Origin of the sequence: Mycobacterium mantenii (assembly GCF_010731775.1) — a bacterium.
GTDB classification, from domain to species: Bacteria; Actinomycetota; Actinomycetes; order Mycobacteriales; family Mycobacteriaceae; genus Mycobacterium; species Mycobacterium mantenii.
Window position 1 is genome coordinate 194,006 of record NZ_AP022590.1, and the last position, 21,349, is coordinate 215,354.

22 protein-coding genes and 3 pseudogenes are annotated in these 21,349 nt (G+C 67.4%); 18 read left to right on the forward strand and 7 right to left on the reverse strand.

The window, feature by feature from the left end; all coding sequences use genetic code 11:
* Positions 1–16 precede the first annotated feature (16 nt).
* Positions 17–2,113 carry a beta strand repeat-containing protein gene (locus tag G6N50_RS00960; RefSeq protein WP_163650795.1) on the forward strand — a complete coding sequence of 699 codons (2,097 nt, stop codon included), beginning with the start codon at positions 17–19 and terminating at the stop codon, positions 2,111–2,113.
* A 37-nt stretch (positions 2,114–2,150) separates the two neighbouring features.
* Here G6N50_RS00960 and G6N50_RS00965 read toward each other — a convergent pair whose 3' ends face one another.
* On the reverse strand, positions 2,151–2,381 hold the full coding sequence (locus tag G6N50_RS00965) for a hypothetical protein (protein WP_142275709.1): 231 nt from the start codon (positions 2,379–2,381) through the stop codon (positions 2,151–2,153).
* A gap of 7 nt (positions 2,382–2,388) precedes the next feature.
* Here G6N50_RS00965 and G6N50_RS00970 point away from each other — a divergent pair, with 7 nt between their 5' ends.
* The 4 genes from G6N50_RS00970 (at position 2,389) to G6N50_RS00985 (ending at position 6,235) form a co-directional block, all read left to right on the forward strand.
* A complete protein-coding gene (locus G6N50_RS00970) occupies positions 2,389–3,087 on the forward strand; it encodes a hypothetical protein (RefSeq protein WP_232068860.1) in 699 nt (232 codons plus the stop codon).
* A gap of 167 nt (positions 3,088–3,254) precedes the next feature.
* A complete protein-coding gene (locus G6N50_RS00975; protein WP_083098187.1) occupies positions 3,255–4,112 on the forward strand; it encodes a siderophore-interacting protein in 858 nt (285 codons plus the stop codon).
* A 24-nt stretch (positions 4,113–4,136) separates the two neighbouring features.
* Positions 4,137–5,297 carry a lactate 2-monooxygenase gene (locus G6N50_RS00980; RefSeq protein WP_083098190.1) on the forward strand — a complete coding sequence of 387 codons (1,161 nt, stop codon included), beginning with the start codon at positions 4,137–4,139 and terminating at the stop codon, positions 5,295–5,297.
* A 32-nt stretch (positions 5,298–5,329) separates the two neighbouring features.
* Positions 5,330–6,235, forward strand: coding sequence for a tyrosine recombinase XerC (locus G6N50_RS00985; protein ID WP_083098192.1), 906 nt, complete (start codon positions 5,330–5,332; stop codon positions 6,233–6,235).
* A 12-nt stretch (positions 6,236–6,247) separates the two neighbouring features.
* Here G6N50_RS00985 and G6N50_RS00990 read toward each other — a convergent pair.
* A pseudogene (locus tag G6N50_RS00990) lies at positions 6,248–6,694 on the reverse strand (M23 family metallopeptidase); the annotation flags it as partial.
* Between the two features lie 341 nt (positions 6,695–7,035).
* Here G6N50_RS00990 and rpsB point away from each other — a divergent pair.
* From rpsB to G6N50_RS01005, 3 genes are all read left to right on the forward strand, one after another.
* Positions 7,036–7,869, forward strand: a complete 834-nt coding sequence (rpsB, locus tag G6N50_RS00995) for a 30S ribosomal protein S2 (protein ID WP_083098198.1) — start codon at positions 7,036–7,038, stop codon at positions 7,867–7,869.
* A 12-nt stretch (positions 7,870–7,881) separates the two neighbouring features.
* The gene (tsf, locus tag G6N50_RS01000; RefSeq protein ID WP_083098201.1) at positions 7,882–8,697 is read left to right on the forward strand and encodes a translation elongation factor Ts; all 816 of its coding nucleotides are present in this window, start codon (positions 7,882–7,884) and stop codon (positions 8,695–8,697) included.
* 84 nt (positions 8,698–8,781) lie between these two features.
* Positions 8,782–10,200: an amidase gene (locus G6N50_RS01005; protein ID WP_083098204.1), complete on the forward strand. Its 1,419-nt coding sequence runs from the start codon at positions 8,782–8,784 to the stop codon at positions 10,198–10,200.
* A 55-nt stretch (positions 10,201–10,255) separates the two neighbouring features.
* On the opposite strand, the gene G6N50_RS01010 is transcribed toward G6N50_RS01005, so the two are convergent.
* The gene (locus G6N50_RS01010) at positions 10,256–10,675 is read right to left on the reverse strand and encodes a MarR family winged helix-turn-helix transcriptional regulator (protein ID WP_083098363.1); all 420 of its coding nucleotides are present in this window, start codon (positions 10,673–10,675) and stop codon (positions 10,256–10,258) included.
* Between the two features lie 122 nt (positions 10,676–10,797).
* Between G6N50_RS01010 and G6N50_RS01015 the strand changes: the two genes are divergently transcribed.
* Positions 10,798–11,211, forward strand: a complete 414-nt coding sequence (locus G6N50_RS01015) for a ChaB family protein (protein WP_083098206.1) — start codon at positions 10,798–10,800, stop codon at positions 11,209–11,211.
* 119 nt (positions 11,212–11,330) lie between these two features.
* The gene (locus G6N50_RS01020; RefSeq protein ID WP_083098209.1) at positions 11,331–11,660 is read left to right on the forward strand and encodes a DUF2795 domain-containing protein; all 330 of its coding nucleotides are present in this window, start codon (positions 11,331–11,333) and stop codon (positions 11,658–11,660) included.
* 40 nt (positions 11,661–11,700) lie between these two features.
* Here the strand turns inward: G6N50_RS01020 and G6N50_RS01025 are convergent.
* Together G6N50_RS01025 and G6N50_RS29135 are read right to left on the reverse strand one after the other, a co-directional pair.
* Positions 11,701–12,539, reverse strand: a pseudogene (locus G6N50_RS01025) (SDR family oxidoreductase).
* A gap of 71 nt (positions 12,540–12,610) precedes the next feature.
* A pseudogene (locus G6N50_RS29135) lies at positions 12,611–12,796 on the reverse strand (hypothetical protein); the annotation flags it as partial.
* A gap of 308 nt (positions 12,797–13,104) precedes the next feature.
* Between G6N50_RS29135 and G6N50_RS01030 the strand changes: the two are divergent.
* Positions 13,105–13,653 carry an MPT63 family protein gene (locus G6N50_RS01030; protein ID WP_083098212.1) on the forward strand — a complete coding sequence of 183 codons (549 nt, stop codon included), beginning with the start codon at positions 13,105–13,107 and terminating at the stop codon, positions 13,651–13,653.
* Between the two features lie 96 nt (positions 13,654–13,749).
* Positions 13,750–14,688, forward strand: coding sequence for a lysophospholipid acyltransferase family protein (locus G6N50_RS01035; protein WP_083098215.1), 939 nt, complete (start codon positions 13,750–13,752; stop codon positions 14,686–14,688).
* Between the two features lie 31 nt (positions 14,689–14,719).
* Here the strand turns inward: G6N50_RS01035 and G6N50_RS01040 are convergent, their stop codons facing one another.
* Positions 14,720–15,481: a response regulator transcription factor gene (locus G6N50_RS01040; RefSeq protein WP_083098217.1), complete on the reverse strand. Its 762-nt coding sequence runs from the start codon at positions 15,479–15,481 to the stop codon at positions 14,720–14,722.
* 189 nt (positions 15,482–15,670) lie between these two features.
* Positions 15,671–15,910 carry a microaggregate-binding protein 1 gene (mbp1, locus tag G6N50_RS01045; protein ID WP_067835338.1) on the reverse strand — a complete coding sequence of 80 codons (240 nt, stop codon included), beginning with the start codon at positions 15,908–15,910 and terminating at the stop codon, positions 15,671–15,673.
* Between the two features lie 342 nt (positions 15,911–16,252).
* On the opposite strand from mbp1, the gene pyrH reads away from it, so the two are divergent.
* From pyrH to G6N50_RS01075, 6 genes are all read left to right on the forward strand, one after another.
* Complete coding sequence (pyrH, locus tag G6N50_RS01050; protein WP_083098220.1) at positions 16,253–17,080, forward strand: UMP kinase; 828 nt, start codon at positions 16,253–16,255, stop codon at positions 17,078–17,080.
* Positions 17,081–17,142: 62 nt separating this feature from the next.
* Positions 17,143–17,700, forward strand: coding sequence for a ribosome recycling factor (gene frr, locus G6N50_RS01055; protein ID WP_083098222.1), 558 nt, complete (start codon positions 17,143–17,145; stop codon positions 17,698–17,700).
* Between the two features lie 33 nt (positions 17,701–17,733).
* Positions 17,734–18,663, forward strand: a complete 930-nt coding sequence (locus G6N50_RS01060; protein WP_083098225.1) for a phosphatidate cytidylyltransferase — start codon at positions 17,734–17,736, stop codon at positions 18,661–18,663.
* 33 nt (positions 18,664–18,696) lie between these two features.
* Complete coding sequence (gene rlmN / locus G6N50_RS01065; protein WP_083098228.1) at positions 18,697–19,791, forward strand: 23S rRNA (adenine(2503)-C(2))-methyltransferase RlmN; 1,095 nt, start codon at positions 18,697–18,699, stop codon at positions 19,789–19,791.
* Positions 19,792–19,964: 173 nt separating this feature from the next.
* Complete coding sequence (locus G6N50_RS01070) at positions 19,965–20,474, forward strand: protein disulfide oxidoreductase (protein ID WP_083098231.1); 510 nt, start codon at positions 19,965–19,967, stop codon at positions 20,472–20,474.
* Between the two features lies 1 nt (position 20,475).
* Entirely contained in the window at positions 20,476–21,336 is an 861-nt protein-coding gene (locus G6N50_RS01075) for a cytochrome c biogenesis CcdA family protein (protein WP_083098234.1), read from the forward strand.
* The last annotated feature ends 13 nt before the right edge of the window (positions 21,337–21,349 follow it).

The window sequence follows — 21,349 nt, forward strand, 5'->3', positions numbered from 1 at the left end:
TTCTGGGACGATCGATGTGGGTTCCACCGGTGCGCTCGACGTCAATAGCGGTGGGGCTTTGACCGTCAATGTTGGTGGCACCGTTTCGGATGGCGGGACGGTGACGGTTTCTAGTGGTGGCAGCCTGACCGATGGTGGCACGGTGACGGTGTCTAGTGGTGGTTCGTTGACCGATAGTGGGACTGTCACGGTCAATGGTGGGTCGGTTCTGGTTCCTGCGGGCAGCCTTGTTGATGACGGCAGTGTGACGGTGGCCGATGGCGGTGTCTTGTCGGTTGATGGTGGGTCGGTGCTGGGTTCGGGTGGGGCGCTCACCGATGGGGGCAGTCTGACCGTCGCCAATGGTGGTGCCTTGTCGGTCAATGGTGGCTCGGTGGTCGGTTCTGGGGGTTCGTTGACGGTCGGTTCCACGGGCACCTTGACCGATAGCGGCAGCGTCACCGTCGGCGGTGGAGGGCTTTTGGGCTCGGGTGGCACGTTGACCGATAGCGGCACTGTGACGGTTAGTGTCGGTGGCACGTTGACCGATGGCGGCACTGTGACGGTGAGCTCGGGTGGCCTGTTGACCGATGGCGGCACTGTGACGGTGAGCTCGGGTGGCCTGTTGACCGATGGTGGCACCGTGACGGTCAATGCTGGTGGCGGCCTGGCCGATGGCGGGACGGTGACGGTCGGCTCGGGTGGGGTGTTGACCGATAGCGGCACGGTGACCGTCGCCAGTGGCGGCACATTGACCGACGGCGGCACGGTGACCGTGGGTTCGGGTGGCATCCTGACCGACGGCGGCACCGTGACTGTCAACGTCGGTGGCGTTTTGTCGGATAGCGGGACCGTCACTGTGGGTCCGACCGGCTCGTTGACCGATGGTGGCACGGTGACGGTGTCTAGTGGTGGTTCGTTGACCGATGGTGGTGTGTTGACCATTGATTCGGGTGGTGTGTTGACGAATAGTGGTTCGCTTACTGTGGACTCGGGTGTGACGTTGGCCGATAACGGCACGCTCAATATCAATAGTGGTACCGGTGTTGCGGGCACGATTGATGTGGGTTCCACGGGTGTGGTGAATGTGGACAGCGGGGGCACGCTGAGTGTCGGTACCACCGGCACCTTGTCCGATGGTGGTGTGGTGTCGGTTAATTCGGGTGGGGTGTTGACCGATAGTGGGACTGTCACGGTCAATGGTGGGTCGGTTCTGGTTCCTGCGGGCAGCCTTGTTGATGACGGCAGTGTGACGGTGGCCGATGGCGGTGTCTTGTCGGTTGATGGTGGGTCGGTGCTGGGTTCGGGTGGGGCGCTCACCGATGGGGGCAGTCTGACCGTCGCCAATGGTGGTGCCTTGTCGGTCAATGGTGGCTCGGTGGTCGGTTCTGGGGGTTCGTTGACGGTCGGTTCCACGGGCACCTTGACCGATAGCGGCAGCGTCACCGTCGGCGGTGGAGGGCTTTTGGGCTCGGGTGGCACGTTGACCGATAGCGGCACTGTGACGGTTAGCGCCGGTGGCATCCTGACGGACGGCGGCACGTTGACCATCAATGCCGGTGGCACGCTGACGGATTCCGGGACCGTGACCGTCATCAGTGGCGGTACGTTGACCGACGGCGGTACGTTCACGGTAAGCGTGGGTGGCACCCTCACGGACAGTGGCACCTTCACGGTCAGTTTGGGTGGCGCACTGACCAACGGTGGCACTGTCACGGTCGGCGGCACCCTGGTCGACAGTGGCATCGTCACCGTCGGGTCCGGCAGCACCTTCACCGTCGATCCCGGCGGCATCGTCCCCATCCTCAATGGCGGAAGCATCATTGTCGGCCCAGGCGAAGTCATCACCATTGGCCCCGGTGGCAGTTACACCTCTACCGGCGTGATCGGTCCTGTCACCATCGCCCCCGGTACGCCGGTGCCGCCGGTCCCGTCGCATGTGGTGTTCGGCATCTCTCCAGGCGGGCTTGCCTCCCCCGGCCTGGCCGGCCTGGCGGGGCTTTCCGGAATCCAACCCCCACAAGACAATTCAATGTTAGCTGCGTCTGGATCGGACGGTAGATCCTGTTGCCGATATATAGACGCAAACGGAGGTCGGTGCTGCTGGGATCTCCTCGCATCCGAGGTTGACTAATGAATTTGGTTGGGGCAGGAGAGATCATGGAAAGCGCTCAGCGAGAAGACGACACGAAATCGAGGACACCGGAGTCGCCGCGGTCCCGGTCCAGCGAGTCCTCCGGGCGCCGGGGCAAGGCAATTGCGCGCGGGCCGTTATCGGTGCCGCCGAGCTGGTCCGTGGCCGCCCCGCGGATCCAGACGGCCTCGCCTCTCTCGGCTGTCGCCAGCCGCAACGCCAGCTCTCGGCCCACCGCCGGAAACCCAATGGTGAGCACGTACTCCAAGGGACTGATGGCAATGCTTACCTGGCCGGGTGCGATCTCTGCAGCGACCCGTTCACCGGACCACCGCAAGAGCACCACAGACAACGCCGAGGTTCGCCGCGCCGGGACTCGGGCCCGAGATGACGCCACCGCGCATGACGGCGAAGCCGGTGATCCCGCGTCCGCAGTCGGCCAGGCCGCAACCAACACTACGGTGCGGACCGCGGACCACGTAATCGTCATCCGCATCCTGCAAGGCCAAACCGTCACCCTCCCGTTTGGCAGCACCATCGCTCTCGGCGAACGCACCACCATGCTCGTTGAGGGCGGCTCCATCAGCGTGGAAGGCGCTGGGGCCTGCGTCGCGAACGTCCCCGTCACCGTCAACGACGGCAGCACTGTCACCACCCTTGGTCGGTGTCGTGCGACCGGCGCCGTCATCCCCTCCAACACGCGGCTACTCGCTGGCAGCTACGGCGCCTTCACCCTCACTCAGTACCGCCGCGCACGGGTCGAAATCGAACTGATCAACGGCTCCGCCACGACCGGTACCGGCCCACACACCGGCCAGGTCACCACCCCCGCCCTTCGCACCGCCACCGCCACCGTCGGCGCGGAGGGCGTCACCATCACCAACACCGAAGGCACAATCACCGTCACCACCCGTCGGTACCCGCAACTCGGGTACTGCAACGGCGACCGTTCGCCGGGTCGGGTGCGCTCATAACGCGCGGCGTGGTGTTCGACTTCTAGATGGGTTCACAACTCGGCGGCTCGTAGTCACGTAGATGGGCGCTGGCGCCGTCGCGTCGCCGCAGGCCAAGCTGCAGCCCAAGCTCCCAGAACTCGTGACTCGTATAGTCGACGGGGGTCAGGGGCTGGACAGGAGGACACGTGGCAGGTCGACCACTGCAACGCTTCGAAGTTGTCGGTACCGAGCAACTCACCCCACACATGGTGCGGGTGGTGCTGCGGGGCAAGAATTTTGACGCCTTCGTGCCCAGCAAGTTCACCGATTCCTACGTCAAGCTGGTGTTCGTCGCCGACGACGTGGACGTCGCCGGCTTGCCCGAGCCGCTAACCCTCGACAGCTTCGCCGGCCTGCCACCCGAGAAGAGGCCTTCGGTGCGCACCCTCACCGTCCGGCACGTCGACGTCGAGGCCCGCCAGATCGCGCTGGACATCGTCGTGCACGGCGAGCACGGGACGGCGGGCCAGTGGGCGGCCACGGCCCGGCCCGGCCAGCCGATCTACCTGATGGGCCCCAGCGGCGCGTACACACCCGACCCGGCCGCCGACTGGCACCTGCTGGCCGGCGACGAATCGGCGCTGCCGGCCATCGCCGCGGCCCTGGAAGCGTTGCCGCCCAGCGCGGTCGGCAAGGCGTTCATCGAGGTGGCGGGCCAGGAGGACGAGATCCCGCTGACCGGACCGGAGGGCGTCGAGGTGCATTGGGTGTATCGCGGCGGCCGCGCCGATCTGGTTCCCGAGGATCGCGCCGGCGATCACGCGCCGTTGATCGAGGCCGTCACCAGCGCCCCGTGGCTGCCCGGGCAGGTGCACGTCTTCATCCACGGCGAGGCGCAGGCCGTCATGCACAATCTGCGGCCCTACATCCGCAAAGAGCGTGGCGTGGACGCCAAATGGGCGTCGTCGATCTCGGGGTACTGGCGCCGCGGCCGCACCGAGGAGACCTTCCGGCAGTGGAAGAAGGAACTGGCGCAGGCGGAGTCGGCGAACTCGTCAGCCTGACGGCCGCCTGGCATTGTCTATCGCATGGCATTCGGCGACTACCAGAACGAGATCTACTTCAAGGGCCTGGGCGGGGTGGCGCCCGCGCTGCCGATGGCCTTCGCGGAGTTGGAGGCCCGCGCCGAGCGGGCCATGTCGCCGTCGGTGTGGTCCTACGTCACCGGGGGCGCTGGCGACGAACGCACGCAGCGGGCCAACCGGGAGGCGTTCGATCATTGGGGCCTGATCCCGCGCATGTTCGTCGGTGCCGCCAATCGCGACCTGTCGGTGGAGATGTTCGGCATGACCCTGCCGTCGCCGGTGTTCATGGCGCCAATCGGCGTCATCGGCATCTGCGCCCAGGACGGCCACGGCGACCTGGCCACTGCCCGCGCGGCGGCGGCCACCGGCGTTCCGATGATGGTGTCCACCCTGACCGCCGACCCGATGGAGGACGTCGCGGCGGAGTTCGGCGACACCCCCGGCTTCTTCCAGCTGTACACGCCCAAGGATCGCGAGCTGGCCGCCAGCCTCGTGCGGCGGGCCGAGGCCGCCGGCTACAAGGGCATCATCGTCACGCTCGACACCTGGATTCCCGGCTGGCGCCCCCGCGACCTCAGCACGGCCAACTTCCCCCAGCTGCGCGGGCTGTGCCTGAGCAACTACACCAGCGATCCGGTCTTCCGCGCCAGCCTGCAGCGCCCGCCCGAGGTGGACCCGCAAGGCACCGTGCTGCAGTGGGTATCGACCTTCGGAAATCCTCTGACCTGGGATGACCTGGGCTGGCTGCGGTCGCTGACCGATCTGCCGCTGATCATCAAGGGCATCTGTCACCCCGACGACGCGCGGCGTGCCAGGGACGGCGGCGTCGACGGCATCTACTGCTCCACCCACGGCGGCCGCCAGGCCAACGGTGGCCTGCCCGCCCTCGCCTGTCTGCCCGGCGTCATCGAGGCGGCGGACGGGCTGCCCGTCCTGTTCGATTCGGGGATCCGCAGCGGCGCCGACGTCGTCAAGGCGCTCGCGCTAGGCGCCACGGCCGTCGGGATCGGGCGGCCCTACGCCTACGGCCTGGCGCTGGGCGGTGTCGACGGCATCGTGCACGTGCTGCGCTCGATCCTCGCCGAGGCGGACCTCATCATGGCCGTCGACGGCTATCCCACGCGCAAAGATCTCACCCCGGACACACTTCGGCGCGTCGAATAGAGCGCCCCGGGCGGGCCTGCGAACGTGGGGGAGTGCCCGACAGCGAACCGATTCTCGAAGAGTTCGACGAATACCTGGCGCTGCAATGCGGTCGTTCAGCGCACACCCGTCGCGCCTACCTCGGCGACCTGCGCTCGCTGCTCGCCTTCATCGAGGAGCGCGGCGCCGGTCTGGACGCGTTGAGCCTGCCCCTGCTCCGCTCCTGGCTGTCCGCCGCAGCCGCGGTCGGTGTCGCCCGCACGACACTGGCCCGGCGCACCTCGGCGGTCAAGGCCTTCACCGCGTGGGCCGTGCGGCGCGGGCTGATGGCCGGGGATCCGGCCGCCCGGCTGCAGGTGCCCAAGGCGCACCGGACCCTGCCCGCGGTGCTGCGCCAGGACCAGGCCGCCGACGCCATGGCCGCCGCCAACTCTGGTGCACAGCAAGGGGATCCGCTCGCGCTGCGGGACCGGCTGATCGTCGAGATGCTGTACGCCACCGGGATCCGGGTCAGCGAACTGTGCGGACTGGACATCGACGACGTCGACACCACCTATCGGCTGCTGCGCGTCCTCGGCAAGGGCAACAAGCAGCGCAGCGTGCCGTTCGGCCGGCCCGCGGGCGAGGCGCTCGACGCGTGGCTGGCCGACGGGCGCCCCGCCCTGGCGAACGCGGAGTCGGGCCCGGCGCTGCTGCTGGGCGCGCGGGGCCGCCGGCTCGACGTCCGCCAGGCCCGCACGGTGGTGCATCAGACCGTCGCCGCGGTGGACGGCGCGCCGGACATGGGGCCACACGGCCTGCGGCACAGCGCGGCCACCCACCTGCTCGAAGGCGGCGCCGACCTGCGTGTTGTCCAGGAGCTGCTCGGCCATTCGAGCCTGGCGACCACCCAGCTCTACACGCATGTCGCCGTGTCCCGGTTGCGTGCGGTGCACGATCAGGCTCACCCCCGGGCCTGAGGCGGCTCACGGGTTCAGCGGTTTGAGCCGGATCGGCGTGGACTGCAGCAGACCCAGCGGATCGACATAGGCCGCACCCGAGGCCGGGCCCCACATCGCGCCCCAGTGCAAACACGCCGCCACCGGGCAGCCGGCGTGCCCGGTCGCCAGCTCGCCGATCACGGTCGCGGCCGTCACCGGCTGACCGACCCGCACCGTGGCCCGGACCGGCTCGTAGCTGGTGTGCAGCCCACCGGGATGGGCCAGCGACACCACCGGCCGTCCGGCCAGCAGCCCGGCGAACACCACGGTTCCGGCGCCCGCGGCGTACACCGGCTGACCGGCCACGCCGGCCAGGTCCACGCCGCGGTGACCGGGATGCCAGTCCGGGGCCGGGGCGTCGAAGGCCCGGGTGACGGCCGGCGGCGGGCGCAACGGCCACTGCAGGCGATCGTCGGCGGCGACCGCCGGCGCCGTGCTGACCAGGCCCGCACACCACAGCAGCGCCGTAAACCGCATCCGGGCAGTTCAGCGCTTCGCCGCCAGACGCGCCACCCGGTCCTGGCCGGTGTTGTGGACGCGCGGCCCGGTTGGGGAAGCGTGGCAAAAGCACCTGCTGAGTCGGTGTAAACTGCTGGTCGCAGCTCGTTCGCGGGCTGACTTCGCGCGTCTGCATCGCGGCTCTGGTTCCACGAGGAGTTCGCATCGCATGCCGGGCGGTCCCAACCGGGTTTTTCCCGGCCGGGTCCGGCATCGCAGCAGTCGCCAGGGCCCGGCCTCACCCGATGCCAGGCGACAACCGACACAAGTAAGGCACAACCATGGCCGTCGTAACCATGAAACAGCTGCTGGACAGCGGCACCCACTTCGGGCACCAGACCCGTCGCTGGAATCCCAAGATGAAGCGGTTCATCTTCACCGACCGCAACGGCATCTACATCATCGACCTGCAGCAGACGCTGACCTTCATCGACCAGGCGTACGAGTTCGTCAAGGAGACCGTCGCCCACGGTGGCAGCGTGCTGTTCGTCGGCACCAAGAAGCAGGCGCAGGAATCGGTTGCGGCCGAGGCGACCCGGGTCGGCATGCCGTACGTGAACCAGCGCTGGCTGGGCGGCATGCTGACCAACTTCCAAACCGTGCACAAGCGGCTGCAGCGCCTCAAGGAGCTCGAGGCGATGGAGCAGACCGGTGGCTTCGAGGGCCGCACCAAGAAGGAAATCTTGATGCTGACCCGCGAGAAGAACAAGCTGGACCGCAGCCTCGGCGGTATCCGCGACATGGCCAAGGTGCCGTCGGCCATCTGGGTCGTCGACACCAACAAGGAGCACATCGCCGTCGGTGAGGCCCGCAAGCTCGGTATCCCGGTCATCGCGATCCTGGACACCAACTGCGACCCGGACGAGGTCGACTACCCGATCCCCGGCAACGACGACGCGATCCGTTCCGCCGCGCTGCTGACTAAAGTGATCGCCTCCGCCGTCGCCGAGGGCCTGCAGGCTCGCTCCGGCGTCGGCCGCGGCGACGGCAAGCCCGAAGCCGAGGCCGCCGAGCCGCTGGCCGAATGGGAGCAGGAGCTGCTGGCCTCCGCTACCACCACCGCCCCCACCGACGCCGCTGCGGGCACCCCCGAACCAACCACTGACCCCTCATAGGAAGGCTGATCATTGGCGAACTTCACCGCTGCCGACGTCAAGAAGCTTCGGGAACTCACCGGCGCCGGCATGCTCGACTGCAAGAACGCGCTGGCCGAAAACGACGGCGACTTCGACAAGGCCGTCGAAGCGCTGCGCATCAAGGGCGCCAAGGACGTCGGCAAGCGCGCCGAGCGCGCGACGGCCGAAGGTCTGGTCGCCGCCCAGGGCGGCGCGATGATCGAACTGAACAGCGAGACCGACTTCGTCGCCAAGAACGCGGAGTTCCAGGCGCTGGCCGACGAGATCGTGGCGGTGGCGGCCCAATCCAAGGCCGCCGACGTCGACGCGCTCAAGGCCGCGCAGGCCGGCGGCAAGACGGTCGAGCAGGCCATCGCCGACTTGTCGGCCAAGATCGGCGAGAAGCTCGAGCTGCGCCGCGTCGCGTTCTTCGACGGCACCGTCGAAACCTACCTGCACAAGCGCGCGGCCGACCTGCCGCCGGCCGTCGGTGTGCTGGTGGAGTACAGCGGCTCGGACACCGAGGCTGCGCACGCCGTCGCGCTGCAGATCGCCGCGCTCAAGGCCCGCTTCCTGTCCCGGGATGACGTGCCCGAGGACGTGGTGGCCAGCGAGCGCCGCATCGCCGAGGAAACCGCCAAGGCGGAGGGCAAGCCGGAGCAGGCCCTGCCCAAGATCGTCGAGGGCCGGCTGAACGGCTTCTTCAAGGACGCGGTGCTGCTCGAGCAGCCGTCGGTGTCCGACAGCAAGAAGACCGTCAAGGCGCTGCTCGATGAGGCCGGTGTCACGGTGACACGGTTCGTCCGCTTCGAGGTGGGTCAGGCCTGACCGGCCCCGTACCGACCCCGTCCGGACCGCGGACAAGCCGGGAAATCTCCCGACTGCACGGGCGCGCGGGCTAGCGTCAGTGCCATGCGACACGTGCATGCTTTCGGCGACGATGCCCTGGGCGATCTGGACGCGGTCGGCCTCGCCGACGCCCTTCGATCCGGCCGGGTCGGCAGGGCCGAGGTGGTCGAGGCCGCCATCGCCCGCACCGAGGCCGTCGACCCGCTGCTGAACGGGTTGGCGTACGCGGCTTTTCAGCAGGCGCGGGCCGCCGCCGGCAAAGCCTCGGAAGCTCCGGCGGCCGGCTACTTCGGCGGCGTCCCGACGTTCATCAAGGACAACATCGACGTCGCCGGGCAGCCCAGCATGCACGGCACCGACGCGTGGACGAGCTGGGACGCCGACGCCGACAGCGTGTTCACCGAGCTGTTCCTGGCCACCGGGCTGACCTCGGTGGGAAAGACGCAGCTGTCGGAATTCGGGTTCAGCGCGTCGGCCGAACACCCGCGGCTGGGCCCGGTCCGCAACCCGTGGGACACGGAATACAGCGCCGGCGCGTCGTCGTCGGGTTCGGGCGCGTTCGTCGCGGCCGGTGTGGTGCCCATGGCGCACGCCAACGACGGCGGCGGTTCGATCCGGATTCCGGCCGCCTGCAACGGGTTGGTCGGACTCAAACCGTCGCGCGGGCGGTTACCCCTGGACGCGACGCTGCGCCGGATGCCGGTGGGAGTCGTCGTCAACGGCGTGGTGACCCGCTCGGTGCGCGACACCGCGGCCTTCTACCGGGAGGCCGAGCGGATCTGGCGCAATCCCAAGCTGGCGCCCGTCGGGGATGTCAGCGCGCCCGGTCGGCAGCGACTGCGGATCGCGGTGCTGACCCGCTCGGTGCAGCGCGAGTGCAGCCCCCAGGTACGGGAGCTCACGCTGAAGTCCGCCGGCCTGCTCGAGGAGCTGGGCCACCGCGTCGAGCACGTCGACGAGCCTCCGGTCGCGGCCAGTTTCGTCGAGGACTTCGTCATGTACTGGGGGTTTTTGGCGCTGGCCCAGGTACGCGGCGGGCGGCACATGTTCGGTGAGACGTTCGATCGCAGCAAGCTGGACAGCCTGACGCTGGGTCTTCTCCGGCACACCAGTCGCAACCTGCACCGCCTCCCGACGGCGATCGTGCGCCTGCGCCGGGCCCGCCGGCGGACCGCGCGGTTCTTCCGTACTTACGACGCGGTGCTCACGCCGACCCTTGCCGACGAGACGCCGCGCATCGGATTCCTGGCGCCGACCGATTACCAGCAGGTGATCAGCCGGCTGATCGACTGGGTCTCGTTCACGCCGCTGCAGAACGTCACCGGCGAACCCGCGATCTCGCTGCCGTTGGCCCAGTCCGCGCACGGCATGCCGGTGGGCATGATGCTGTCGGCCGACATGGGACAGGAAGCGCTGCTGCTCGAGTTGGCCTACGAGCTCGAAGAGGCGCGGCCGTGGGCGCGCATCCACGGCACCGCGTGATTTGAGTGAACGCGACGACCCGCTTCGTCCGGCTTCGCTGCCCTCGCGATCGCCGCTAGTCGGCCCCCAGCTTTTCGAGCATTCTCTTGAACTCGCGCTGCTGAGCGTCGGTGAGCTTGGCCAGGATGCGGGCGTCGGCGCCGCGGACCGCGCCTTCGGCGCGCTTGAGCAGGGCGCGGCCCTGGCCGGTCAGGTTGGCCGGGAGCGCGCGCCCCGAGGACACCGACGACGGGCGCGCCACCGTCCCGATTTCTTCCAGCTTGCGCAGCACCGTGTTCATTGCCTGTGGGGTGACGTTGGTGTGGCGGGACAATTCGGCGCTCGACATTCCCGGAAACATCGAAAGTATGCGCAGGCAAACGAATTCGGGCAGCGTCAGGCCGAGCGGACTCAACACGGCGGAAACCTCGGGTCGCAGGACGGCTCCCAACCGGTAGAGCAGGTAACCCAGCGGAGCATCGTCGGCCTGATTCATGTCAACGATCTTGACATATTTCGACCGGCCCGATGCGCACATTGTTCAGACCGTGATTGTCCGTGCCGCAACGGGGTAACCGACCGGTAATCGCAGCTGTCTTGGCACCCGAGGGAGGTTCGATGCCGAAGACGACGAAAGGCGGCGCGGCCAAAAAGAGCGAATTGCCCAGCACTTTGCGGCGGTCCAGCGCCAAGGCCCAGCGGACCTTCGCGAAAACCCATGACGCGGCCGCCGACGAGTACGGCAGCGAGGAGCGCGCCCACCGGGTGGCGTACGCCGCTGTCAAGCACAGTTTCGAAAAGGTCGGCGACCACTGGGAGCCCAAGGACGAGAAGGGCCCATCCGATGAGCGGGCCGAGCGCGGTGGCCTGCGGCCAGTCGGGGAATCAGCCGAGGGCGTCGACGCCAACGCAAGCAAAAAGCACCTGCTCGACGTGGCCCGCCGGCTCGACATCGCCGGCCGGTCCACCATGAACAAGTCGGAATTGGTCGACGCGATCAAGAAGCACAACCGCCGGGTCCGGGGCCGCTGAAAGGGCGTGCACACCATGGCGAAATCGCCGAGACTGAACCAACTTTCGCCTCGCCGGGTCGTGCACATTTCGGAGTTCGGAACGGTTTAGGCGCCGGGCTACCGGGCACCCCGACTGCCATGGTCGCGTCTACCACTCCCAGCCAACTTCGCCAGTGCCTCAGCGATGTGGACTTCCCGGTGAACAAGGAGGACCTGCTCACCGCCGCCGAGCGCAATCGTTGCGACGGCGAAACCATCCGCGTCCTGCGCGCCATGCCGCCGGAAACCTACGCCAACGTCGGTCAAGTGGCCGCGTCGGTCACCATCGCCGATGACCGCGACGTTTCCGACAGGGACAGGGCCGCGGCGCGGCGCACCAACACCCAGCCCGGTCGGGCCGAGAGCGTGAAGGACATCCCCGCCCAGAACCCGATCGTGGACGAGCCGGGCGACAACCGCGGCTCATGAGGTATTTTGAAAGAAACCCGTTGCGGTGTAAAGAGTTTCGTTAGAGGATGGGTCGACCGCCGGTCACCCCCACCCGCGCCCCGGAGATGTAACTGCGTCGTCGGAGGCCAGCAACACGTAGATCGGGGCGAGTTCGGCGGGCTGACCGGCGCGGCCCAGCGGTACGTTGTCGCCGAAGGATTCCACGCTGTCGGGTGCCATGGTCGAGGGAATCAGTGGTGTCCATATCGGCCCGGGCGCCACACTGTTGACTCGAATTCCTTTGTCGCCCAACAGCTGGGCCAGGCTGGCCGAGAAATTCGCGATGGCCGCCTTCGTCGCCGCGTAGGGCGCCAGCGCGGGATTGGGTGTATCGGAGTTGACCGACGAGCTGCCGATGATCGACGATCCGGGGCTCATGTGCGGCACGGCCGCCTTTGCCAGATAGAAATACGCACCGACGTTGAGCCGGAAGGTGTACTCCCACTCCTCGTCGCTGATCTCGTCGAGGCTCTCGCGCATCATCTGATAGGCGGAGTTGTTGACCAGGATGTCCACCCCGCCCAATTCCTGCACCGCCCGGTCGACGACGCTACGGCAATGCGCAGCGTCGGAGAGATCACCGGGCACCAGCACGCATTTGCGGCCGGCATTGGTGACGTAGCGGGCGACTTCGCGCGCGTCGTCGTCCTCGTTGAGGTACGCGATCAGCACGTCGGCGCCTTCGCGGGCGAACGCTATCGCGACGGCGCGCCCGATGCCGTTGTCGCCGCCGGTGATGATCGCCTTTTTGCCCAGCAGTTTTCCCGAGCCCTGGTAACTGTTTTCGCCACAGTCAGGAATCGGTTCCATCTGCGCCTGTACACCGGGAACCGATTGTTGTTGCGCCACAAAGCCCATGCGATTTCCTTTACCGATTCATCGTCAGTTGTGTGATTTGCAGTCCGGACAAGTCAACGAAGCAGTCGGAATTAACCGTCCGCCGCTTTAAGTTCGCGCGGTGCCGGGCCGGCGGTCGGAACATCCGGGTCGTCATCGACCGGTGGCTCCGGGTCGCGCCATTCCTCGCTGCGGCTGGGTCGATTGCCGCGAACCGTCCCTTCCAATTCATCCTTGAGCGCATCGTCTTCGCGTGCACCGTGCTTGGAGTTTCCGCGTTAGATCTGACTGTCGCCTCTGCGCTTTCTGTGCTTGCCCGCCCTGACCGGAATGCCAGGGGAGGCTTAGGTCACCTACTACCCGTCACCACCCGGCCTAATCGGGAGTCGGGTGTGAGGGGTGGTGCAGGTGTTATCCACTGATGCGAAAGATGCTGCCCAAGAATGGATCCCTGCTCTGGCGAGTAACCGGCCGATACGGTGTTTCGCGAGCGTAAATGTTTAAAGGGGGAGAGGTATGGCTATTTGCTGCATATATGCTCATGCCCTTCCGGGGGGCAATTGTTCTACACGAAAGGAAATGAACAGTGAAGGTCACCAAGATTGCTGCGACAGCTGCCGCTGCCGGGGGTATAGCGGTGGCAAGCGTTTTCGCGGCGACGCCCGCGCTGGCCGCGCCCAACATTCAGGGCTTCGGCACCAGTGAACAACTTGTGGACGGGCCGTTGATCACCGACTACACGGTGAGCAACCTGCAGCCCAGCACCGTCGCCATTCCGGGCTACACGCCCAAGGGAACGCTCTACCAGGCGGACATCACCGCCAGGTCGGACGGCGGGCTTGTCACCCCGATGGTGAATGACTTCATCGCCCGCGGCCCCAACGGCCAGAACTACCGGGTGATCGACAAGGTCGGGGCGCCCAACGGGCTCAACCCGGCTCCCATCGCTCAAGGCAACGAGTCGACCGGCACGCTGTACTTCGACGTGACCGGCGCGCCTCCGAACGGTGTCGTCTACAACGACGGAATGCAAGACGTCCTGATGTGGACGTCCAACGCGCCGGGAGGCTCGGCGCCTGGCGCGCCGAACAGCCCGGCGCCGGGTGCACCGCCTGCGCCGGCAACGCACACCTGATCCGGTTGTCGATTTCTCCCCGCGCCACGCTCGGTGGCGCGGGGAGAATTGCATAAAGGTGAATCGTGCGCCCCCGAAGCGGGTATGCGACAGAGCATGAGTAACCCCGATCACAGGCCGGCGCCGGTGCGCGCGCAGGCGAAGCGGCAGGCCGAAGAAGCCCGCGAGGCGATGGAAGAACGACGCAGTCGTCAAAGCGGCGGGCTGAGCGGCTGGGTGGCCGAACGCGCAGCGAGATGGGATCTCTCGGGTCAGGACGAGAGCGCGCTGCAGCGTCAGAAGTATCTGTGGAATGTGCTGGTGGACTACTGGTTTCGCATGGAAATCGACGGCTGGGAGAACATACCGGAGTCACCGCCGGCGCTGTTGATCGGGATTCACTCCGGCGCGCCGTTCGTCTGGGATGCGTGGACCGTCGGTCTGCAATGGTGGCGACGATTCGGACAGGATCGCACCTTGCACGGCACTGCGCACGATGCATTGATGGCGATTCCTGTGTTCGGGCGCTACTTCCGGTCGATGGGGGTGTTGCCGGCCGCCCCCGACGCGATCGCCACCGCATTGGCGGAAGGGCGTGACGTGGCGCTGTGGCCGGGCGGGGAAGTGGACTCGCTGCGCCCGTGGATCGAGCGCGATCGGGCCAACCTGGCCGGACGGACCGGCTTCGTCAAGATGGCGATTCGCGCCGGTGTGCCGATCGTGCCCATCGCCACCGTCGGCGGTGCGGACGCGATGCCGGTGCTGATCCGCGGCGACCGCCTGTCGAAAGCCCTGCGCCTGGACCGGGTCTTGCGGCTCAAGGTGTTCCCGCTGGCCGTCTCGTTGCCGTGGGGGATCGCGCCGGCGGCGCTTCCACAGCTGCCCCTGCCGGCCAAGATCAGAACCCGGTTCATGCCTCCGGTGGAGCTCGACAACGATCCCGCACGGGCCGACGACGACCAATACGTCGACCGCAAATACCACGAGGTGCAAGATGCCATCCAGGATGGGATGAATGCGCTGGCGCGCAAACGCGCTTTCCCTCTCTTCGGCTGACCGTCCACCAAAAGCGTTGCGCCTGAGGGTGTTAGGACTCTGATGCTTCCGTGTTCCGCAGACCCGGGTCGGACGTCGTGGCCGACGTCCAGATCGGGGTCAGCGTGGAGTCGGTGACGACCCATTCCGGCTGTGGTGGTGTGGCGGCCCGGTAGCCGACTCCCCGGACGGTGTTGACCATGAATTGGTGCCGGGTGCCGAGCTTGGCGCGCAGTCGCCGGATGTGAACGTCGATGGTACGCACCTTGCCGGTCGCGTCATAGCCCCACGTCTCTTGCATCAGCCGGGTGCGGGTGAATGCCTGACCGGCATGCTGCACAAGGAACTTCAGCAACTTGAACTCGGTGTGTGTCAGGCTCAGGTCGTGGCCGTCCAGCGTTGCGGTGAAACTGGGCGGATGCAGTAGCAGGTCGCCGAACTTCAGCGTGCCGTCGACCGCGCTGCGACGGTGGCTGATCGCGAGGCGCAGTCGCGCCTGCAACTCTTCCGCGCCGGTGCCGGGCACCATGACGTCATCAAAACTGCCGTCCCCGTCGACCGTCACCCCGTCCGCTGGCGCGACCAGGGCCACCACGGCGGTACCGGGGTTGTCGACCTTGAGTCGATGGCCGATGGTCTGAGCCGACACCATATCGCTGCGCGCATCAATGATCGCGATGTCGGCCGTGGCGCAGTGCCCGTCTGTGTCGGCCGTCAGGGTGACATGGCGCACCGGCTGCGCGAACGTGGCCAAATCCGGTAGGGCCGATTCGAAGTCATCCTCATCGGTGAGTACCACCACGTGCAACGACATCTCCAAACCTCATGACGTCCCGGCTTCCCCCCCGGGTCCGTAGGCACCTCTTCGGAGATGTCATACAGCGCTATGCACGGGTACCCGTCCAGCTGAAAACTATGCAAACTCGGGCCGCGCCGGCCCGGCCTCGGAGAACGGCGATGGGCCCGGCCGTTTGCACGGACCGGGCCCATCGTTTACGACGTGTTACTGGTTGGCCTTCTGGCGCTCCTCGGCCGCCTCCGCGCCACCGCGCGCGGCTTCGGCTTCGGCTTCCTTCTTCGCGGCGTCGCGCTGCGCTTCGGCCTTGTCCTGCTGGGCCTGACCCTCGCGGGTGAGGTCATCACGACCGGCCACCGCGCCGACGGCCTCCTTGGCCTTGCCCTTGACGTCTTCGACGACGCCCTTCACAGCTTCGGCAGGTCCCGACTTGTTTTCTTCAGCCATGGAAGTGTTCCTCCTCGTTGGCGTATTTTGAGCGATCCACGCTCAACGGCGATCGCGAGCGATCCACCCGGTCATACGGCGAGGCCGGTCCTCATTGCTTAAGACCGCATATTTCTGCCGCGTTGATGCGGGTTCCCATGCCACACATCGCTCAAACGCGAGCCCGAAGAAACCACACCGGCGAGGGCATTCCACTACCGGCAGACTCGAAAATTGGTCCGGCGCGCCAACTATGCGCATAATGCACCCCGCCGACGCCGCATTGTGCTGCGATGAGGCAGGATGTGAAATGCCGTCCCGGACGGAGACCGCCCGGGATGGCACTCTCATGCGAGGAGTCTGATGACGGAGTCCAGGGAGCCCCACGTCGCCGGCTCGGCGGCTCCGAGGCCGGAGCCGACAACCACCAGCAACGGCGTGCCGACATCTGCACCGGAAAACGGTGCGGGCCAGTCACCGAGCCGGGCCAGGTATTCGCGAGTGCTGCTCAAGCTCGGCGGCGAAATGTTCGGCGGCGGCCAAGTCGGCTTGGATCCCGATGTCGTGGCGCGCGTGGCGCGACAGATCGCCGAGGTGGTTCGCGGCGGTGTCCAGGTTGCCGTGGTGATCGGCGGGGGCAACTTCTTCCGGGGTGCCCAGCTTCAGCAGCGTGGCATGGAACGCACCCGTTCGGATTACATGGGCATGTTGGGCACGGTAATGAACAGCCTCGCGCTGCAAGACTTCCTGGAGAAGGAAGGCATCGTGACGCGGGTCCAGACCGCGATCACCATGGGCCAGGTGGCCGAGCCCTATCTGCCGTTGCGCGCCGTGCGCCACCTGGAGAAGGGGCGTGTGGTGATCTTCGGAGCCGGCATGGGGCTGCCGTACTTCTCCACCGACACCACGGCGGCCCAGCGTGCCCTTGAGATCGGCGCCGAGGTGGTCTTGATGGCCAAGGCCGTCGACGGCGTGTTCTCCGCGGATCCACGGCAGCATCCCGACGCCGAATTGATTGCCGCGATCAGCCATCGCGAGGTCATCGACCGCGGGCTACGAGTGGCCGATGCCACCGCGTTCAGCCTGTGCATGGACAATGGCATGCCGATCCTGGTGTTCAACCTGCTGACCAATGGCAATATCGCCCGAGCGGTCGCTGGTGAGAAGATCGGGACGCTGGTCACCACCTGAGGGGAAGACTCGATGTGCGTTCGCGAGGATCCGCGGCGCAGCGATGAGGAGGAGCGGCGCACATGATCGACGAGGCTCTCTTCGATGCGGAAGAGAAAATGGAGAAGGCCGTAGCGGTTGCCCGCGACGACCTGTCGACCATCCGGACCGGGCGCGCCAACCCCGGCATGTTCTCGCGGATCGTGATCGACTACTACGGCACGGCCACCCCCATCACGCAACTGGCCAGCATCAACGTGCCCGAGGCGCGCCTTGTCGTCATCAAGCCCTACGAGGCCAGCCAGTTGGGTGCGATCGAGACGGCGATCCGCAACTCCGACCTCGGCGTCAATCCCACCAACGACGGCACCCTGATCCGGGTGGCCGTGCCGCAGCTCACCGAGGAACGCCGCCGCGAGCTGGTCAAACAGGCCAAGGGCAAGGGGGAGGACGCCAAGGTCTCGGTGCGCAACATCCGCCGCAAGGCGATGGAGGAGTTGCACCGCATCCGGAAGGACGGCGAGGCCGGCGAGGATGAGGTAGGTCGGGCCGAAAAAGACCTGGACAAGACCACCCATCAATACGTCACCCAGATCGAAGAGTTGGTCAAGCACAAAGAAGGCGAACTGCTGGAGGTCTGACGACCCGTCCAGCAGCTAAGTTCATTCAGGCCAGTGGCTACCCCAGATCCCGGCGCAGGCAACCCGCCCGACAATCCCGCGCGTGCCGCCGAGGAACCGGTCGAACAGCCGGCCACGAAGACCTCCCGGGCCGGGCGCAACCTGGGCGCCGCGATCGCGGTGGGGGCCGGTATCGGCGGCGTCCTGATCGTCACGCTGCTATTCGCACCGCGCCTCTGGGTTCCCATCGTCGCGCTCGCCATCCTGGTGGCCACCCACGAGGTGGTCCGGCGCTTGCGCGAAGCCGGGTACGTCATTGCCCTGATCCCGCTGCTGGCGGGGGGCCAGCTCACCGTCTGGTTGACCTGGCCGTTCCACGCCGCGGGCGCATTGGCCGGCTTCGGGGTGACCGTGGTGATCTGCAACGTGTGGCGGTTGTTCATGCAGGACAACAGCAAACGGCCCGAGCCGTTCGCCGGCTCGCCGTCAGCTAACTACCTCCGGGACGCTTCGGCCACCGTGTTCCTGGCCGCGTGGGTGCCGCTGTTCGCCTCCTTCGGCGTGCTGCTGGTCTACCCGCACGACGGTGCCGGGCGGGTGTTCTGCCTGATGGTCACCGTCGTCGCCTCCGACGTGGGCGGCTATGCGGTCGGGGTGCTGCTCGGCAAGCACCCGATGGTCCCGGCGATCAGTCCCAAGAAGTCCTGGGAGGGGTTCGCCGGTTCCCTGGCGTTGGGGATCACCGCGGCGATCCTGACCGCGACCCTTCTGGCCAACAAACCCTGGTGGATAGGCGCGCTGCTGGGCGTCGTCCTGGTGCTGACCTGCACGCTCGGCGATCTGGTGGAATCGCAGATCAAGCGCGACCTCGGCATCAAGGACATGGGCCGGTTGCTGCCCGGCCACGGCGGCCTGATGGATCGGCTCGACGGCGTCCTGCCGTCGGCGGTCGCGGCCTGGACGGTGCTGACACTCGTTCCCTAGCTCGGCCCGAACGTGACCGATACTGGACAGGTCATGGTTCAACAATTAATTTTCTCCGAGCCGCGCCCCGGCAAGCCGCCGCGGCACCTGGCCGACCTCGATGAGGACGGCCGCGCGTCCGCCGTCGCAGAGCTGGGCTTGCCGGCGTTTCGCGCCAAGCAGCTGGCTCATCAGTACTACGGTCGGCTGATCGCCGACCCGCGGCAGATGACCGATCTCCCGGCGAGATTGCGCGACGCCATCGCCGAGACGATGTTCCCGATCCTGCTGACCGCGGCCTCCGAGGTGACCTGTGATGCGGGCCAGACGCGAAAGACGTTGTGGCGGGCGCTCGATGGGGTCACCGTCGAGTCGGTGCTGATGCGTTATCCGCAACGCAACACGGTGTGCATTTCGTCGCAGGCCGGCTGCGGTATGGCCTGCCCGTTCTGCGCGACCGGTCAGGGCGGCTTGAGCCGCAACCTGTCCACGGCCGAGATCCTCGAGCAGGTGCGCGCCGGCGCTGCGGCCCTGCGCGACGACTTCGGGGACCGGCTGTCCAACGTGGTGTTCATGGGCATGGGGGAGCCACTGGCCAACTACGCCCGCGTGGTGGCCGCGGTGCGGCGCATCATCGCCTCGCCGCCACACGGTTTCGGCATCTCGGCCCGTTCGGTGACGGTGTCCACGGTGGGCCTGGCCCCGTCCATCCGCAAGCTCGCCGACGAACGCCTCGGCGTGACGCTGGCGTTGTCGCTGCACGCGCCCGACGACGAACTGCGGGACACCCTGGTGCCGGTCAACAACCGGTGGAAAATCACCGAGGCCCTCGACGCCGCACGGTATTACGCCGACGTCACCGGCCGGCGGGTGTCGGTGGAGTACGCGTTGATCCGCGATGTCAACGACCAGCCTTGGCGCGCAGACCTTTTGGGACAGCGGTTGCATCGCGCGCTCGGGCCGTTGGTGCACGTGAATCTGATCCCGCTCAACCCGACCCCGGGAAGTGAGTGGGACGCCAGCCCTAAGGCGGTCGAGCGGGAGTTCGTCCGCCGGGTCCGCGCCAAGGGGGTTTCGTGCACGGTGCGCGATACCCGCGGCCGCGAGATCAGCGCCGCCTGTGGACAGCTGGCCGCCGAGGGCGGGTAGCTGGAGCGCAGGCGATTCAGCACGGGCCTGTGGACAGCTGGCCGCCGAGGGCGGGTAGCTGGAGCGCAGGCGATTCAGCACGGGCCTGTGGACAGCTGGCCGCCGAAGGCGGATGAACCGGAGGCGGGGCTGTCCCGTCGATGAAGGCATAACTCCAGCAAATGAGGTGTGCCATGAGTATTCGCTTGTCGGCCCTGAGCAAAGCGTGCGCCGCGGTGCTGTTCGCCGCCACGGTGATAGCCGCCGTGGGCAGCGCGCCGCGCGCACTGGCCGCCGATGACCGCCTGCAGTTCACCGGGACAACGCTGAGCGGCGCGCCGTTCAACGGCGCCAGCTTGCAGGGCAAGCCCGCGGTGCTGTGGTTCTGGGCGCCGTTCTGCCCGTTCTGTAACGCCGAAGCCCCGGGCGTCAGCCAGGTGGCGGCCGCCAATCCCGGTGTCACCTTCGTCGGGGTCGCCGGACACTCGGACGTCGGCGCGGAACAGACCTTCGTCTCCAAATACGGCCTGAACTTCACCAACCTCAACGATGCCGACGGGTCCATCTGGGCCCGCTACAACGTCCCCTGGCAGCCGGCCTACGTGTTCTACCGAGCGGACGGCAGCTCGACGTTCGTCAACAACCCCACCTCGGCGATGTCGCAGCAGGAGCTTTCCGACCGGGTCGCCGCCCTGAGGTCCTGACTTGAGGGACCGGGGTCTGATCGGCTTGGCCTTCGCGGCCGGGCTGGTCGCCGCGCTGAACCCATGTGGGTTCGCGATGCTGCCCGCCTACCTGCTGCTGGTGGTGCGCGGCCAGGGGTCGGGGGCGTCGTCGGGTGTGGCAGCGGCCGCGCGGGCGCTGGCGGCCACCGTGGGGATGGCGCTGGGTTTCTTGACGGTGTTCGGGCTGTTCGGCGTGCTGACCGTGTCGGCGGCCACGACCGTGCAGCGGTACCTGCCGTACGCCACCGTGATCGTCGGCGCGGTGCTGATCGTGCTCGGGGCATGGCTGTTGTCGGGTCGTCAGCTGTCGAGGTTGACCCCGCGGCCGCTGGACCCGCGGTGGGCCCCGACGGTGCGGCTGGGCTCCATGTACGGGTACGGCATCAGCTACGCGATCGCATCGCTGTCCTGCACCGTCGGGCCGTTCCTGGCCGTCACCGCGGCCGGCCTGCGCGGGGGGTCGATCGTCACCGGCGTGGCGATCTACCTCGCCTACAGTGCGGGCCTGACCCTGGTCGTCGGCGTGCTCGCCGTCGCGGCGGCGACGGCGAGCACCGCGATGGTGGACCGGCTGCGCCGAGTCCTGCCGTTCGTCAACCGGTTCGGTGGTGCGCTGCTGGTGCTGGTCGGGCTGTACGTGGCTTACTACGGCAGCTACGAGGTGCGCCTGTTCGGCGCGAACGGCAATCCGCAGGACGCGGTGATCACCGCGGCCGGACGCGTGCAGGGCGCGGTGGCCGGTTGGGTGCATCAGCACGGATGGTTGCCGTGGGTGACGGGCGTGCTCGCGTTAACGGTCGTGGTGATCGCCGGCGCCTGGCATCGCCGGGCGCAACGCTAGGGCGACCGGGGCG